This window comes from Clostridium sp., from assembly GCF_034179595.1.
Taxonomy (GTDB): Bacteria; Bacillota; Clostridia; order Clostridiales; family Clostridiaceae; genus Clostridium.
Genome location: NZ_JAXFPT010000027.1, coordinates 20,905 through 38,637 on the forward strand (window position 1 = coordinate 20,905; position 17,733 = coordinate 38,637).

Genomic DNA, 17,733 nt, shown 5'->3' on the forward strand with positions numbered 1-17,733 from the left:
GTTTAGTTTGTTTTTTTAAGATAAAAAAATAACATTGATACTATTAAAGTTCAATGTTATTTTTATTGATTGAATTATATTCTAATTTGTAGAGTTATTTTTTGATGAATCATTATTATTTTTCTTTGAGTCATCTTTTTTCTTATTCTTATCTTTTTCAGCTTTCTCTTTTTCTGCCTTTTCCTTTTCAGCTTTTTGAGCTTTTTCTCTTTCGGCTTTTTGAGCTTCTTCGCTGTTATCTTTTGGTACATTCATTACATACTTTTTAAATGATTCTGAACTTTTAGCATATTCAGGATAATCTTTTAAGATTTTATCTTTAAAGTATGCTTCATAAACTGCTTTTGCAACTGGTGCAGTGTAAGAACCATGACCTCCGTCATATATAACACCAACAAAAGCAATTTCTGGTTTATCAACCGGAGCAAAACTTACATATGTTGCATAAGGTGATCTACCATAATCTCTTTGATCATTTGAGTAATCGGCTGTACCTGTCTTACCTGCTGTTTTTATAGGGAAGCTACTAAATACTGATGAAGCTGTACCACCTTCTGAGTCATTGTTAACTCTTGCCATCCCTTCTTTAACTGCATCAAGAGTTGATTTGCTAATATTTATCTTATCAAGCACCTTAGGTTTATATTCCTCTACAACATTTCCATCTACATCTGTTACACTATCTACTAAATGAAGTGCATATCTAGTTCCCCCATTTGCAAGTGTTGATATATATGCTCCAAGTTGAAGTGGCGTATAATGGTTTATACCTTGACCGATAGCTGAATATACAAGCTGTCCTGGTGATGTCATTTCTGCTGATTTATCAACAACAACATATCTTGCAATTGCATTAGCAACAAGTGAAGCCTGTTCATCTATATTAGCACTCTTATTATATTTTGCTTCGTACTTTTTAACATTACTCTTATATACATCTGAATTTTGCATTATACCTTTTACATCTGATAATATACTAGCTGCAAATTCATTTTCATTTTTACCTGTTGTACCTGTTCCTACAACTTCAAATCTTTCTTTAATTTTTTGTTTTAAGTCTACTTTTAAATTCTTTACTTTTTCTGAATCATCATCTGTGTAAGAGAAATCGAAAGGAATAAAATTAATAATTCCTTGATAAGTAGCTATTGCTGATCCTTTTGAAGTTTCATTTTGTAGGAAATCTGCTATTTCAAATCCTGAAAGCGCAATTATGCTATTTTTAAATGTTTTGAAATTATATGTTTGTCCTGTAGTATTTTCTTCTATTTCAATTCCTGTTGATGGATTAGTATTACTATCTGGATCTACTCCAAGTCCAAATTTCCAAGCATATTTTGCAATAGTATTTAGAGAATCTGGTCTATTAGTTCCTCCACCATCTTTCATATATAATCTATATGCAGTTTCATAGAAGAAGAAGTTACATGAAACTTGAAGAGCTTTCTTTACATCTGTTGGACCATGACTTCCTGGATATATCCAACATACTGGTCCAAATCCTGTACCAAATGTTTCAGGGTGAATATTAAATTTACCAGTAGCATTTACAGTTTCGTTTGGAGTTATTACGCCTTCTTCAAGTCCAGCAACTACTGTTACTGGTTTAAATATAGATCCTGGTGGCATTGTACCTAAAGTAGCATAATTATAAAATGGTTTTGCATATAAATCATAAGGGTCTGTTCTATAACCATTTTTATCTTTTGGGAATAAATCATTTACTGATTTTTTAAGTCCCATTCTCTTTATAAGCTCTTTACCAAATTTCTCAAGATTAGGTGAGAAATATTGTTCTGTTTGAGCTTCAGTAAGCTGTCCTGGTATTGCAAAAAGATTTGGATCAAAGTCTGGATAACTTGCAAGTGCAAGTATTTTACCAGTATTAACGTCTATAGCAAGTGCAGCTCCTCTAGTAGCATTTTGGAAAGTATGTCCATTTGAATCTGAGATTTCAGTTTGAACTTGCTTTATTCTATCCTTTAATGCTTCTTGCATAGCATACTGAATATTTTTATCTATAGTAAGATTTACAGTATTTCCTGGATAAGATTCTAACTTAAATAACTCTTCTGTTGTTCTACCTGATGAATTTACTTTAACAGTTTCTCCACCTTTAACACCTTTAAGTTGATCCTCAAATGCTGATTCTATACCAGATTTACCAATAAGATCTGTTGATGTATCATAACCTCTTAATTTATATTCATCTTGCAGAGAACTATCAATTTGACCAACATATCCAAGTACTGCTGATGCTAAATTATTGTAAGGATAATATCTAACTGGTTGAAGTTCTACTCCAATACCTGGTAAATCATTAAGTTTTTGATATATAATAAATGCTGTATCTTTTTTAATGTTACTTGCAATAGTTACAGCTTTATATCCCTTAAAACTTTGCATTTTTATGGCATCTTTAACAACCATATAATCTCTTATATCATCTAATGAATATTTTTTTAATATAAGATCTGTTAGTTGTTTATCATCCATTTCTTGATATTGTTTCTTTTCTTCATCTGTTGGGTCTGGATTAACAAGGTTTATCAAATCATAAGTTCTTACTAAATAATAAAACGCTTGTTCTGGAGTTACTTCTAATAACTTTTTATCTATTTCAGCTATTTGATTATCAGTTAAATCATTATTTGAGCCTTTAAAAAGTTCTTTTTTTACTTCTTCATCCATTCCTCTATCTTTTAAAAATCTTAATTTTTCAGATTGTTGATTATCAGCTGATGAAGTTTTATATGCAAAATAAAACTCACCTTTATCATTAACCTTTACTAATAAATCATCTTGAACTGTTTCTTTGTTTTCTTTAAGAATTTTAAATATTGATGCTAGTGTGCTATAAAAATCTTCTTTTGATTTGTCTGTTGTTGTAAATGTTAATGTATAAGTTTGTTTATTTGTAGCTAATACATTTCCATTCTTATCTAAAATTTCTCCTCTTGGAGCTTTTTCTGCAATAAACCTAACTGAGTTTTCATTTGCTCTATCTTCATAATCATCATGTTTATATACTTGTAAATAAAGCATTCTTAATGTTATTGCTGAAAATATAACTAACATTATAATATTAAGAACTGTATATCTAGAAAGCTTTTTCTTTTTATTTTTTGGTTTATTAACTATCATTTAAACCTCCACTTACTGTTTACATCTTCAGTATCTGAAAACATAAGTATATATTTATATACTATAAATGCTATCACCGAATTATATATTGCAACTATAAGTATGTTATTTAAACTAGCCTTGTAATTTAATAAATATAGTATTATAAAGACAACTAAATGCTTAACTATAGTAGCTACAAAAACAGTTGTTACTGGAATTAATTTCCTCTTCTTAAATACTCCATTACCTATATAAGCTGCTAATATACATATAAACATATTAACTAAGGCATTTATCCCTAATCCATTTGCAAAAAAAATATCTTGCAATATTCCACTAATTGCACCAATAAATACCGCATCTTCTAATCCATTTATTAATGAATATAATACAGCAAAAATAAATAATAAACTTGGAAAACCTCCCCATACTCCTAAAAATGGCATTATAGAATTATCAATTATTAATAAGAGGATAGATATTAAAACTACTATTAATTTTTTCATCTCATCACCTCTTAATATTTAATATCACGTTTATCTTTAGGTGCAACAATAAATAAACTTTCAAGTTTATTAAAATCAACACTTGGTTTAACAATTGCATTCTTCATTACATTTACTTTATCTTCTTCAACTGATACAACTTTACCGATTACTATATCCTTAGGATATATTTGACCAAGACCTGAAGTAACTATTGAATCTCCAACCTTTACATTAGAATCCATAGGAAGATTTTCAACCTTACACTCAGCTTCTCCATTTTTACTTCTATATCCTCTTAGTATACCAGTATTTTCTTTAGTGCTTTCTACTTTAACACTTACTGCAATGTTTTCATTTAAGATGCTTTTTATTATTGACCAATTACTACCAACTGAAGTAACTTGACCAACCAACCCATCTGATGCAATTACAATCATGCCTTTTTCTATTCCGTCATTATTACCTTTATCAACTATATAACCATCTAATATATTTCCTCCTGCATATCCTATAATATTAGTAGCTATATAATTGTAATCTTCTCTTGAATCTTTGAAATTTAAAACTTTTCTAAGCTGATCATTTTCTTGTTTAAGTTGTGAATATTTTAAAAGTGTCTTTTTAAGATCTGCATTTTCTTTAGTAAGTTCTCTATTTTCTTCTCTTACTGTAGAAAAGTTTAAACATAAATCAACAAAGTCTTTTACCTTTGTATTAACAGTATAAGCAATTTTCTGTATAGGATTTAATGCTGCGCCTGCACCACTTTCAATAATATTTTTATTTGAATCTTTAAATGTGAAGATAATTAAGGCTAAAAATGTAACTGACAGTACTATTATAGTAACTGCCAGTTTGTTCTTAAGACGCTTCATGCTCTTATCTATCTTCCTTGCTAATTCTGTCGAAATCTTCTAAAGCTTTTCCAGCTCCTAGAACAACACAATCTAATGGTGATTCTGCAATATGTACAGGCATATTAGTTTCTTTCATTATTAAAACATCTAATCCTTTAAGCATTGCTCCTCCACCTGCTAACATTATTCCTTTTTCCATTATGTCAGCTGCAAGTTCTGGTGGTGTCTTTTCAAGAGTTGTCTTTATTGATTCAATTATTGCATATACTGGTTCTTTTAAAGCATCTCTTATTAATGATTCTGAAATTTCAACTACTTTAGGTAAACCAGTAACTAAATCTCTTCCCTTGATTTCCATTTCTCTTTCTTCATCATCAATCTTATAAGCTGATCCTATTTCCATCTTGATTTGTTCTGCTGTTCTTTCACCAATCATTAAATTGAATTCTTTTTTAATATAAGCAATTATTGATTGATCTAATTCATCACCAGCAACTCTTAATGATCTACTTGTAACTATACCTCCAAGTGAAATAATAGCTACTTCTGTAGTACCTCCACCAATATCAACAATCATGCTTCCTGTTGGTTCACTTACTGGAAGTCCTGCTCCAATTGCTGCTGCCATTGGTTCTTCCATTAATATAACTTCTCTTGCTCCTGCAAGCTTAGTTGCTTCTTCTATTGCTCTTTTTTCAACTTCAGTTACTCCTGAAGGATAGCAAACTATTATTCTTGGCGCTTTGAATGCACTTTTACTTGCTGCTTTTTCTATTAATGATTTTATCATTGTGTGTGCAACATCAAAATCTGCAATTACACCATCTCTAAGTGGTCTTATTGCAACTATGTTTCCTGGTGTTCTACCAATCATCATTTTTGCTTCTGTACCAACTGCAAGTGGCTTTCTTGTTGTGCTATTTATAGCTACAACTGATGGTTCTCTAAGAACTACACCTTTACCTTTAACAAACACAAGTGTATTGGCTGTTCCTAAATCTATTCCCATGTCTTTACTAGTTCCGAAAAATCCCATTTTTCATTCCCCTTTCGATTATAATATTCCTTTTTCTTTTAGACTTACGTAATTATTTCTACCTATTATAATGTGGTCAATAAGTTTGATTCCTATTATATCTCCACTTTGATTAATTCTGGTAGTAACTTTTATGTCTTCACTACTTGGAGTTGGATCTCCTGATGGGTGATTATGACATATAATTATTGAAGCTGCACTATTATTTATAGCCTCACTAAATATCTCCCTTGGATGAACCAAAGAAGAATTTAAACTCCCCTTAAAAACATCCTTAATCTTTACAACTTCATTTTTAGTATTTAATATAATTAATTTTAGTATTTCTTGATTAATTGTTCCCATCTCACCATAAAGCATATTTGCAACATCTTTTGGCGAATTAATCCTCTTAAATTCACTATAAGATTTATAAGTATTAAATCTTCTAAAAAGCTCTGCTATTGCTAATATTTGAGAAGCCTTTGTCTCTTTTATACCTCTAATTTTTGTCATTTCTTTCATTGATGCATTTAAAATACCATTCAATCCATTAAGTTCTGTAATTATTCTCTGACTTAAATTTAATACATTTTCACCCCTAGTTCCAGTTCTTAAAACTATAGCTAAAAGTTCTGGATTACTTAAAGATTCTGCACCATATTTTAATAATTTTTCTTTTGGTCTTTCATTTTTAGGTATATCTACAATTCTAAGGTAATTATTCAAAATTATTTCTCCTTACTTTTATTAGAATACCCCTCCCCCATAAAAATTATTTAATTATTGTTTCAATCATCTTATATGTCCCATTTAGTGGTAACCCAACTACATTATAATAGTCTCCTTTTATAGATTCAACAAAAACTCCTGCTTCATCTTGTATTCCATAAGATCCTGCTTTATCAAGAGGATTTCCACTTTGAATGTATTTTTTTATTCTGTCATCACTAATTTCTGAAAAAGTTACCTCAGTTTTAAAACTATCACATAATATGTCCTTTGTCTTATTATTTATGACACAAACTCCTGAATAAACTTCATGAGTATTTCCACTAAGCATTTTTAGCATTTTAAAGGCATCTTCTTCGTCTTTAGGTTTACCTAGGATATTGTTATCAAAAGAAACAACTGTATCTGCAGATATTACTATACTGTCATCACTTATATTATTTAAAATAGCACTAGCTTTACCTAATGCGATTTCTTCCACATATCTATTAACGTTACCTTTAAATTCGACATTTTTTTCTTCAAATTCACTAACGATAATATCGAAATCAGTAATTATTCTTTTTAATAATTCTTGTCTTCTTGCGGATGCTGATGCTAATATAAACTTCATAATATCCCTCTTTTAAATAACTTTAATATAATATAGTATCTCCATATTTATATTCAAATACTATATTTTATAAAATAATATTAGGTGTAGCATTTTAGAACTACACCTAATATAGTTTATCATTTTATAAGGCTTTAAACAAGTAGCAATGCCATATAATGATAGAATTAATTTTTTTTTAAGAATTGTTTATACTCTATGCTTTATAAGCATTTTATACATAAATTCTAAGGATTTTTTAGCACCATTTCTATCTAATTCCTTTGGTAAATTTTCTATATGTTTTCTTAAACTTTTAAGTTCATCACTTTTTATTTCATCTTTAGAATCATTTCCAAGCTCACTTACCCATTTTTTAAATTCTGTCGTATTTACACTTTTTACTTGCTGATTCTCTAATTCATTTAAAATTTTCATAAAACCTGAAACTATTTCACATATCATTGAATTTTCACTGTCGCTTAATTCATAATCACATTTTATTTTAACATTAGCTATTTCTTTTTCAGTTAATTTTTCTATTACCTTATCTACATTATCCTCTGTATATATTCCAGCAATTATTCTAAATTTACCATCTTCCTCTATTATAAACTTATTATACGTTGATGGAATTTCATTTAATACTTTTTCTGCATTTTCTTTTTTCCCATAAAATCCACATTGAATCATAGAAAATCTTTTTTTATTTTCAGTTTCTGTTACTTTATTAGATGTATCTATACTTTCATTATCTAAAACACCATTTGGTTCAGTTTCTTTAATTTCACTTGTTTTTTCTGAATTTGCAACATTATTAGGTTTAAATATAACCTTTCCTATAAGTAAGCCTATTACTATTGCTAAAAGTATTCCAACTGCTCCTATGCTTAAGAAATTCCTTCCTGGCTTTTTTCTTGGCTTATAATTATATCTTGTGTATCCCATGTTATCCCTCCTAAAATATTACTCTATTAAAATATATTAAGAAGGATACAATAATATTCATTATGTAAAAAAAATCTTCACCTAAATTTTAGATGAAGATTTTAAAAATAATTTTTTATTAAAGTGGAAATATAAATTATTTAATTTCTTTTAGTATATTTAATAGGTATTCCCAAACATTTTGAACTGATTTTATGCTCATATGTTCTTGTGGTGTATGAACATCATAAAGATTTGGACCGAAACTAATCATATCTAAATCTCCTAATCTTTCTTTAAATAACCCACATTCAACACCTGCATGTATTGCAACTACCTTTGGTTCTTTTCCGTACATTCTCTTATATACATCTTTACAGATTTCTCTTATTTTTGATTCACTATTATATTCCCATTCTGGATAATTAGCATGAGTTGAGAAGCTTCCACCTAATATTTCAGTTATTGCCTTACTTCTTAAAACAATTTCTTCTTTTAATGAAGCAACTGAACTTCTTACTGCACTATCTAAGCTAACTGCATTTTCTGAAGTAGTAACTACTCCTATATTAGTTGAGCTTTCTACTAATCCTTCTATTGATTTACTCATTGTATTTATACCATTTGGGTAAAGATATAAAAGATCTATAATATTTTCTGTACATTTTTTATCAAAAGTCTTTTTAACATCATTGCATTCTACAACTTCTAAGCTAACATTTGGATCTTGAACCTTAAGTTCATGTTTAAATATTTTATCAAATTTAGCTACTTCTGCTTTTATGTTTTCAGCATCACTATTTAATACAGTAATTATTGCATCAGCTTCTCTTGGAATTGCATTATCTTTAGATCCACCTTCAATATGAACTAATCTTATGTCATGATTTTCATAAATGTTTTTTAATAATCTTGCCATAAGCTTATTTGAGTTTCCACGTCCCTTATTTATTTCCATTCCTGAGTGTCCACCCATAAGTCCTCTAAGCTTGATTTCTAAAGCTACATGATTTTCTTGTTTATCTTCCCAGTTGATATTCATTGAAGCTTTACTTCTTAATCCACCAGAACAACTTACTAAAAGTTCTCCTTCTTCTTCTGAATCAAGGTTTAATAATATCTTTCCATTTATATGTTCAGGTGATATATTCATAGCTCCTGTCATACCTGTTTCTTCATCTGTAGTTAATAATACTTCTATAGCTGGGTGTTCTATTGTATCATCAGCTAAAATTGCCATACCATAAGCAACAGCTATTCCGTTATCTGCACCAAGAGTTGTACCATTTGCATATATGTTATCTCCATCAACTCTTAATTCTATTGGATCTTTTGTAAAATCATGTTTTGTGTCTTTATTTTTTTCACAAACCATATCCATATGTCCTTGGATTATAACTCCAGGAGCATTTTCATATCCTTTAGATGCTGGCTTTTTAATTATTATGTTTAAAGCTTCATCTTGTATTACTTCTAATCCAAGACCTTTAGCAAATGAAACTAAATAATCACTTATCCCTTTTTCATTTCCTGAACCTCTTGGAATTTTTGAGATTTCTTCAAAATAATTAAATACTAATTTTGGTTCAATGTTTTTTAAAACTGACATTTTCTATTCCTCCCATTATTTTAAATATATTGCATATAAATTAGTATATCATAGTATATTTATTTAAATATACTAATAATAAATATTTAACTTAGATTTTAAATATTTTTATATAATATATCATATTTAAATAGTGTAATAAATATTTGTGAGGTAGTTTTATGCAAAAAACAAAGATGATTTTTACAATTGGACCATCTAGTGATTCAGAAAATACTTTAAAAGAATTTATAAAGATAGGTATGAGTGCTGCAAGACTTAACCTTTCTCACGGAACTCATGAAACTCATAAACAAAAGATTGACCTTATAAAAAAGATACGAGAAGATATAAATTCTGAGACAGCAATTATAATTGACATTAAAGGCCCTAAAATAAGAACTCATAATTTTAAAAATAATAGTGCTACACTAAAAGAAGGTGATAAATTTTCATTTATATGTAGTGGCGAAATATTAGGTGATAATTCTAAATGTTCAATAACTTATGAAGATCTTTATAAAGATGTTAAAGTTGGGGCAACTATACTAGTTGATGATGGACTTTTAGTATTTGAAGTTGATAGTATAGAAAATAAATCTATAAATTGTACAGTTAAAGTTGGAGGTATAATTACAAATCATAAAGGCGTTAATGTGCCAAATATAAATATAAATTTACCATCAGTAACTGAAAAAGATAAAAAAGATATAATATTTGGTTGTAATAATGATATTGATTTTATAGCTGCATCCTTTATAAGAAAAGCATCTGATATATTAGAAATTAGAGATATTCTTAAAGAGCAAAATAATAATCATATAAAGATAATAGCTAAAATAGAAAATCAAGAAGGTGTAAATAATATAGATTCTATAATTGAAGTTTCTGATGGAATAATGATTGCTCGTGGTGATATGGGAGTAGAAATTCCTATAGAAAAAATTCCTATAATACAAAAGAAAATTATTAAAAAGTGTAATGAAGCTGGAAAGATAGTTATTACAGCAACTCAAATGCTTGATTCTATGATTAGAAATTCAATTCCAACTAGAGCTGAAGCTTGTGATATATGTAATGCAATATTTGATGGAACTGATGCTATAATGTTAAGTGGCGAAACTGCCTCCGGAAGCTTTCCTATAAAAGCTGCAAAAACAATGTCTAAGATAGCTATAGAAACTGAAAAAAATTTAAATTATAGCCAATATAAATATGTAGAGCCATCTAATCTTTCATCTTCTGATGCTATAAGTTATTCTGCATGCAGAACTTCAAATATAGTAAATGCAAAAGCTATAATAGCTGCAACTCAAAGCGGCGCAACAGCTAAATTAATCTGCAAGTACAGACCTAAATCAGAAATAATTGCTATAACCCCATCTAGATATGTAATGAGAGAACTTGCTCTTAATTTTGGTGTTATTCCGGTTCATTGTAAAATATTTAATACAACAGATGAGATATTAAGTGAAGCAAAGAAAATCGCTAAAACTTTCGATTTTGTAAAAGAAAATGATGAGATAATAGTTGCAGCTGGACTTCCAACTACACATATAGGTGGGACAAATATGCTTAAAATAGAAAAAGTTTAAAAGTTAAAGGATACTAAAAGTTTTAGTATCCTTTAACTTTATATTAGAATAAGTCCTTAAATAAATCTCCAAGACTTACTCCATCATCTTCATTATTCATATATTTAAGGTATTCTGAACTTTTTTCAACTGCATCTTTAATACTTAAAGCTAACTTTTTATTTTCTTTATCAATATTTAAAACTTTAACTTTAACCTTTTGATTCATCTTTAATACATCTTCAGGTTTTGTTATATTTTCATCAGTTATTTCACTTATATGAACTAATCCTTCTACACCCTTAAATAATTCAACAAAAGCTCCAAAACTTGTAAATCTAACTACTGTTCCTTCTAAAGTATCTCCAATATTTATTGAATCAGCATGAAGATTCCAAGGTTCTTTATTTACATCCTTTAATACTAATGATAATTTTCTATTCTTTGGATCTACATTTCCAATATAAACTTCTATTTCATCACCAACAGAAACTACATCTTCAACTCTCTTAACTCTTTCCCAAGCTAAGTCATTTATATGAATTAACCCTTGTATTCCTCCAATATCAACAAAAGCTCCATACTTAACGATATTTTTAACTACACCTTTTCTCTTTTCTCCATTTTTAAGTTGTGCCCATAGAGCTTTTTGATCTTTTTCATAAGCTTCTTCTTCAATAATTCTTCTTGAAGCAACAACCTTATTATTATTAAAATCTAATTCTATTATTTTTACTTCTAATTCTTTTCCTACTAATGATTTTATATCTATTTTTTCTCTTGAAGCAAGTGAAGCTGGTATAAATACTCTAACTGCTCCATATTGTGCAACTAATCCACCTTTAACTTCTTCTTTAACATTAACTTTTATTGTTTTATCATTATCAAAAGCATCTTTAATATCTTCTTTTTCTTGTTTTATTAACGCTCTTTTTCTAGACAATTTTACAAAACCTTCTCCATCATTAGGTGAAAGTACAACAACCTTAAATTCATCACCAGGCTTTACTACTTCTAATGGATTTTTATCATCTGCTGTAAGTTCTTCTCTTTCAATAACTCCATCAAAAGCATATTTAATATCAACAGTTACTTCTTTATCATTTACATCGATTACTCTACCTTCTAATATATCTCCTTTATTGATTCTTTTAACATCATAAGAATCTAATAATTCATTCATAGCATTTTCATTTATCATTTAAATTCACTCCTTCTTTTCCCCAACATATACTCTACTTATAATTTTAATCTATCAATAAATTTAATACAAGAAAAACACTTCTTTTAATAATTTAAACATTATTTATGTTATTCCATATATTAATTATATGAATTTATCGTTTTATCTTGGAGGAGTTATGGAAATATTAAAAAAGTTAAAATTTAATAGGAAATCTAACTCAAATAAACAACATAAAATAAAAGATTGTAAAAATACTTTAGATGACTTATTATTTGAATTTTCTGATCTAATCGATAAATTATATTCACTTAAAAGTGATATTTATTGGTTAAATGATATGTGTTTAGATTATGACTCTAAAATACAGCTTGCAATAAAAAAAGATAATATTAATCTTGCTAAAAAAGCTCTTGAAAAAAAATTAGCTTTAGAAATAGAATTAAAAACTATGGAAGATAAGGTTAATTATTTATCAGAAGCTGAATCTATTATAGATACATTATTAAATAAATTAGAGTCTGAATATGATAATATAGAAACTAATTATAAAAATAACTATAAATTCAAAACAGCATCTCATATAAAAAACTTCTCAAATATAGAAGGGAAAATTAAAAATAAATTCCTAGAAACAAAAGAAACTCTTGATAAAACTTCAAATCCTTCTTCATCATTTGATATAGATATTGATGAAGAAATAAAAAAATATATATAAAAAGGAGCATATTTAAATGCTCCTTTTTATATGGTCTTATAAATTATAATCTTTCTATTTCTTTTACTTCTTCTAAATCATATCCAGCATCATCTATTAAATCTTTTAATTCTGCTTCGTTTATATCTCCTTCAACTATTGCTTCTCCGACCTTTACTTCATATTGCTTTATTCTGCTATCTCCTGCAAAAGCACTTTCTATACTATCTACACACTTTTGACATCCCATTCCACCAATTTTTACATCAAATTTTTTCATAATTATCACTCCTTAATTTTTTATATTTTATATTAAAATTTAGGTTTAAATCCTTTTAATCTTAATGCATTTAGTAAAACTGATACTGAGCTTAAACTCATTGCAAATGATCCAATCATAGGATTTAAAAGAGGACCTCCAAATAATTTTAAAATCCCCATAGCAACTGGTATACCTAGTACGTTATATCCAAATGCCCAGAATAAGTTTTGTTTTATATTTCTAATTGTTGCTCTACTCAATTGAATAGCACCAACAACATCTAAAATATCACTTCTCATAAGTACTATATCTGCAGATTCTATAGCAACATCAGTACCTGAACCAATTGCCATACCTATTTCTGCTGTAACAAGTGCTGGAGCATCATTTATTCCATCTCCAACCATAGCAACTTTTTTGCCTTCTTTTTGTAAATCTTTAATAACATTTGCTTTTCCTTCTGGAAGAACATCTGAAATTACTCTATCAATTCCAACTTGTTTTGCAATTGATTTTGCTGTTTTTTCATTATCACCAGTTAACATTACAACTTCAATTCCCATATCATGAAGCGCTTTTACAGCTTTCTTACTATTTTCCTTAACTGTATCTGCAACTGCTATTATCCCAGCTAAAGTTCCATCTATTGCTATAAACATTGGAGTTTTACCACTATCTGCTAATTCATGTGCCTTAGCTTCAATACTAGTAATGTCTATCTTATTTCTATCCATTATCTTTCTATTACCAATAACTATATCTTTTCCTTCGATATTTGTGATAATACCTTCGCCTGGAATAGAATTAAATGTTTTTATTTGTGGTAAATTTATATTTCTATTTTCAGCTTCTTTAACAATAGCTTCTCCTAATGGATGCTCTGATCCTTTTTCAGCAGCTGCTGCTAATTTTAATAATTCATCTTCGCTTATAGAAGCTGATATTATATCTGTTACCTTTGGCTTTCCTTCTGTAATTGTACCTGTTTTATCAAATACTATTGTATTAATCTTATGTGCCTCTTCAAGTGCTACTCCACTTTTTATAAGAATTCCATTTTCAGCACCTTTTCCTGTTCCTACCATAATTGCTGTTGGTGTTGCTAAACCCAAAGCACAAGGACAGGCAATTACAAGGACTGATATTAATATATTTAATGAGAATTCTAAGTTTTCATTTCCTATAAAGAACCAAGCTAAAGCTGATAAAACTGCAATTGCTATTACAACTGGTACAAAATATCCTGAAATAACATCTGCAAACTTTGCAATTGGGGCTTTTGTTCCTTGAGCATCTTCAACTAAGTTTATAATCTTTGAAAGGACTGTATCCTTACCAACCTTAGTTGCCTTATATTTAAACATACCATTTTTATTTAAACTTGCACCAAATACTTGATCTCCAGGATTTTTTTCTACAGGAATACTTTCACCTGTAAGCATAGATTCATCTATACTTGTTGTTCCTTCAACAACTTCACCATCTACTGGTAATTTTTCACCTGGCTTTACAAGAATTATATCATTAACTCTAACATCATCAATTCCTATAACTTTTTCTTTTCCGTCAACTATTATTGTTGCAGTTTTAGGTGCTAGTCCCATAAGTTTATTTATAGCATCTGAAGTCTTTCCTTTTGTAATAGCTTCTAAGAATTTACCAAGACTTATAAATGCAACAATCATACCTGCTGATTCAAAATATAAATGATGGGCAAAATGTACATCACCTTGATAAATTTTTACTAATGCATATATTCCATAAAGTATAGCCGCACCACTACCTAATGCAATAAGCGTGTCCATATTAGGACTTAAATGGAATAAGTTCTTAAATCCATGTATAAAGAAATCTCTACCTATAAATGCAATAATAAGTGCTAGTATTAATTGTATAAAAGCATAATTAAATGGACTTACATCTGGATTTATTACACCTGGTAATTTTAATCCTAGCATAGGACCCATAGCTATTATTAAAAGTGGAACTGCAAAAACTACTGACCATATAAATCTATTTCTAGCTTTTTTAACTTTTTCTTGCGAATCCTTTTTATGATCACTTTTAGCTGTATCTTTTATTTCTATAGCTTCATATCCAGCATTTTTTACTACTTTTTCGATATCTTCTATCGATACTTTTCTTTTATCATACTTTACATTCATGTCTTCAAGTGCAAGGTTTACTACAGCTTCATAAACGCCATCCATTCTATTTACAACTTTTTCTACTCTATTAGAACATGATGCACAAGTCATTCCTTTTACTTTAAAATGTGCTTCTGATTTATTTCCTTCATCAATTTCTTCAGCACCATAACCTGCTTTTTCAACCTTCTTTATTATATCTTCTGAAGATATGACACTCTTATCAAATTTAACTGTAGCTTTTTCTGTAGCAAGGTTAACAACTGCACTCTCTACACCATCAGCTTTATTTAATATTTTTTCTATCCTACTAGAACATGATGCACAAGTCATGCCAGTGATATTATAATTTTTTTCTACTATATCATCTGATTTTATTTCAGTTGCTTCATATCCAGCTTTTTTAACCTTTTCTTCTATTTGATCAACACTTACTTTATCTTGATCAAAATCAACTGTCATCTTTTCTGTGGCTAAATTTACTACAACATCATTAACGCCATCCATTTTACCAACAACTTTTTCTACTCTACTAGAACATGATGCACAAGTCATTCCCTTAACATCAAATTGTCTTTTCATACTGATACCTCCTTAATATAGTTTATTTTTTATTTTATTTAGCCAATCTTTATGTAACATATACAATAATTTTATTTATCTATAAGTTTTGTTAATATGCTTATTATTTCTTCTACTTTAGCATTTTTATCTACATTATTTTCACTCAACATGCTTTCTGTCACACAATGATGCATATGTTGTGTTAATACATGCTTATTAGCCTTTTTAAGTAATCCTTGAGCAGCTATTATTTGATTTGATATATCAATACAATATCTTTCATCTTCAAGCATCTTTATTATTCCATCAATTTGTCCCCTACAAGTTTTTAAAAGCTGCATAGCTTTCTTTTTATCATCATTCATATTTATCCCCCTTTACCCCCACCTATAGGGGGTGCGTTTTCTGATTATAAATATACTCTTTTTGATATTTAATGTCAATAACTCTACAGTTCTTTTCATTTTCTATTAGCAATATGTTAAAAACTATGTACATATAGAAATATTTTTCATCCATAATAAAAGAACCTAGTATGTACTAGGTTCTTAATATAAATATATTTACTTATTTTTCATTTCATTATAACAATAATTTATTATATCACTTCTTTTTATAATCCCTATAAATATTCCTTCATCATCAACAACAGGAACGAAATTTTGATTAATAGCAAGTGATATTAAACTTTCAATATCAGAATTTATTAATACACTCTTATGTGCTCTTCTAGTTTTAATATCTTTTACTTTTACAGACTCAGTATTTTTAAAATTAAGTTCTGGAGTATTTTTAAGCTTCCATAATAAATCTCCTTCTGTTAGAGTACCAACATATCTTCCATGCTTGTCTATTAAAGGAATTGCAGTATACCCATGGTGCTCCATTCTCTCCATTACTTGTCTCATAGTCGATTCTAAACTCTCACAAACCACTTCATTTTTAGGTGTAAGAAAAAATGCTATATTCATACCTATTCCTTTCCTTTTTAATATTTTATTTATATACCATATACTATTTTAGCATAATTCATTTAAGATTATTATAGTACTTTTTCATTCTTTAAGAAATATTTATCAAGCTTATAGGTATAATCTAAATACTCTAAATTTCCTATAATATTTCCAATCTCATAATAAATAATTTCTTCATGAAGTGTTTTCTTTACTATAACTTCATTAAGTATAGAAGCATTACACTTAGAACATTTTCCTATTGATATAAACCTCCACTTATATGGCATATAATCAAAATCTAATTCTATTTTTTTACTACATCTTGGACATAATGATTTTACCTTAGATACATCTAAAGTAATATTATCTATATCTTTTATATTTATTGTTGGTATATCATAAATATTATCAACAATATAATTTTTCACAATCCTATAATTATATAGTTGTTTAAATACAAGAAAAGTAAATTCTGCATCATTTAAAGCATCATGCAAAAGACTATTATCTATTTTTATGTTAAGCCTCTTTAATGCATTTTTTAAACTTAAAGATTTCTTAACACCTAATATTTTACTTGTATACTCTTGAACATCTAAGTATTTATCTATCCATTCTAAATTCTTAAAGCCATGATGATGTGCATTTATTATTATCTGCGCAACATCATCCTTAGCCCAAGAACAAAATACATCTTCCCCTATAAAATCTCTTAACTTTTTTATTGCTTCATGAAATGTAATACCATTATCTAAATCTTCTTCAGTTATATTTGTTATTTTAGTAATCTCTGGATTTAAAACTGGTATTATTGATGGTTTAATATATTCTTTTAATCTTCCTTCAACTTTCATGTATTTATCTACTTTAATTGCACCTATTTGTATTATTTCATTTTGTATAGAAGGTGTCTTAAAATCTGGATATATCTCATAAAATTTAGGATGATACTTTGTTATATTATTTAAATTATTAAATTCTAAGTCTATTATTACGTAACCCATGCTTAAAAGCCCTCTCTCTTT

16 protein-coding genes are annotated in these 17,733 nt (G+C 28.2%); 2 read left to right on the top strand and 14 right to left on the bottom strand.

Going from position 1 to position 17,733, the window contains the following annotated elements; all coding sequences use genetic code 11:
• Positions 1-81: 81 nt before the first annotated feature.
• The 8 genes from SPJ33_RS03215 to SPJ33_RS03250 form a co-directional block, all read right to left on the bottom strand.
• Positions 82-3,144, bottom strand: a complete 3,063-nt coding sequence (locus tag SPJ33_RS03215) for a penicillin-binding transpeptidase domain-containing protein (protein WP_321116535.1) — start codon at positions 3,142-3,144, stop codon at positions 82-84.
• Positions 3,141-3,632 (bottom strand): rod shape-determining protein MreD, encoded by a 492-nt coding sequence (gene mreD, locus SPJ33_RS03220; RefSeq protein WP_321116536.1) that lies wholly within the window; start codon positions 3,630-3,632, stop codon positions 3,141-3,143. Before mreD ends, SPJ33_RS03215 begins: the two co-directional genes overlap by 4 nt.
• A gap of 11 nt (positions 3,633-3,643) precedes the next feature.
• Positions 3,644-4,489 (bottom strand): rod shape-determining protein MreC, encoded by an 846-nt coding sequence (gene mreC / locus SPJ33_RS03225; protein WP_321116537.1) that lies wholly within the window; start codon positions 4,487-4,489, stop codon positions 3,644-3,646.
• Between the two features lie 4 nt (positions 4,490-4,493).
• On the bottom strand, positions 4,494-5,507 hold the full coding sequence (locus SPJ33_RS03230; RefSeq protein ID WP_321116538.1) for a rod shape-determining protein: 1,014 nt from the start codon (positions 5,505-5,507) through the stop codon (positions 4,494-4,496).
• Between the two features lie 18 nt (positions 5,508-5,525).
• A complete protein-coding gene (gene radC, locus SPJ33_RS03235) occupies positions 5,526-6,215 on the bottom strand; it encodes a RadC family protein (protein ID WP_321116539.1) in 690 nt (229 codons plus the stop codon).
• Positions 6,216-6,261: 46 nt separating this feature from the next.
• On the bottom strand, positions 6,262-6,831 hold the full coding sequence (locus tag SPJ33_RS03240; protein WP_321116540.1) for a Maf-like protein: 570 nt from the start codon (positions 6,829-6,831) through the stop codon (positions 6,262-6,264).
• A 189-nt stretch (positions 6,832-7,020) separates the two neighbouring features.
• Positions 7,021-7,758 carry an SPOR domain-containing protein gene (locus tag SPJ33_RS03245; protein ID WP_321116541.1) on the bottom strand — a complete coding sequence of 246 codons (738 nt, stop codon included), beginning with the start codon at positions 7,756-7,758 and terminating at the stop codon, positions 7,021-7,023.
• 136 nt (positions 7,759-7,894) lie between these two features.
• Positions 7,895-9,346 (bottom strand): aminoacyl-histidine dipeptidase, encoded by a 1,452-nt coding sequence (locus SPJ33_RS03250; protein ID WP_321116542.1) that lies wholly within the window; start codon positions 9,344-9,346, stop codon positions 7,895-7,897.
• 161 nt (positions 9,347-9,507) lie between these two features.
• On the opposite strand from SPJ33_RS03250, the gene pyk reads away from it, so the two are divergent.
• The gene (pyk, locus tag SPJ33_RS03255; protein WP_321116543.1) at positions 9,508-10,920 is read left to right on the top strand and encodes a pyruvate kinase; all 1,413 of its coding nucleotides are present in this window, start codon (positions 9,508-9,510) and stop codon (positions 10,918-10,920) included.
• Between the two features lie 43 nt (positions 10,921-10,963).
• Here the strand turns inward: pyk and rpsA are convergent, their stop codons facing one another.
• The gene (gene rpsA, locus SPJ33_RS03260; RefSeq protein WP_321116544.1) at positions 10,964-12,100 is read right to left on the bottom strand and encodes a 30S ribosomal protein S1; all 1,137 of its coding nucleotides are present in this window, start codon (positions 12,098-12,100) and stop codon (positions 10,964-10,966) included.
• A gap of 160 nt (positions 12,101-12,260) precedes the next feature.
• Between rpsA and SPJ33_RS03265 the strand changes: the two genes are divergently transcribed.
• Positions 12,261-12,800, top strand: coding sequence for a hypothetical protein (locus tag SPJ33_RS03265; RefSeq protein ID WP_321116545.1), 540 nt, complete (start codon positions 12,261-12,263; stop codon positions 12,798-12,800).
• 43 nt (positions 12,801-12,843) lie between these two features.
• Here SPJ33_RS03265 and SPJ33_RS03270 read toward each other — a convergent pair whose 3' ends face one another.
• The 5 genes from SPJ33_RS03270 to SPJ33_RS03290 form a co-directional block, all read right to left on the bottom strand.
• Positions 12,844-13,059 (bottom strand): heavy metal-associated domain-containing protein, encoded by a 216-nt coding sequence (locus SPJ33_RS03270; RefSeq protein ID WP_321116546.1) that lies wholly within the window; start codon positions 13,057-13,059, stop codon positions 12,844-12,846.
• A 32-nt stretch (positions 13,060-13,091) separates the two neighbouring features.
• On the bottom strand, positions 13,092-15,770 hold the full coding sequence (locus SPJ33_RS03275; RefSeq protein WP_321116547.1) for a heavy metal translocating P-type ATPase: 2,679 nt from the start codon (positions 15,768-15,770) through the stop codon (positions 13,092-13,094).
• A 71-nt stretch (positions 15,771-15,841) separates the two neighbouring features.
• Complete coding sequence (locus tag SPJ33_RS03280; RefSeq protein WP_321116548.1) at positions 15,842-16,117, bottom strand: metal-sensing transcriptional repressor; 276 nt, start codon at positions 16,115-16,117, stop codon at positions 15,842-15,844.
• A 198-nt stretch (positions 16,118-16,315) separates the two neighbouring features.
• Positions 16,316-16,723, bottom strand: a complete 408-nt coding sequence (locus SPJ33_RS03285; protein WP_321116549.1) for a CBS domain-containing protein — start codon at positions 16,721-16,723, stop codon at positions 16,316-16,318.
• A 71-nt stretch (positions 16,724-16,794) separates the two neighbouring features.
• Positions 16,795-17,712 carry a 3'-5' exonuclease gene (locus tag SPJ33_RS03290; RefSeq protein WP_321116550.1) on the bottom strand — a complete coding sequence of 306 codons (918 nt, stop codon included), beginning with the start codon at positions 17,710-17,712 and terminating at the stop codon, positions 16,795-16,797.
• Between the last annotated feature and the right edge of the window lie 21 nt (positions 17,713-17,733).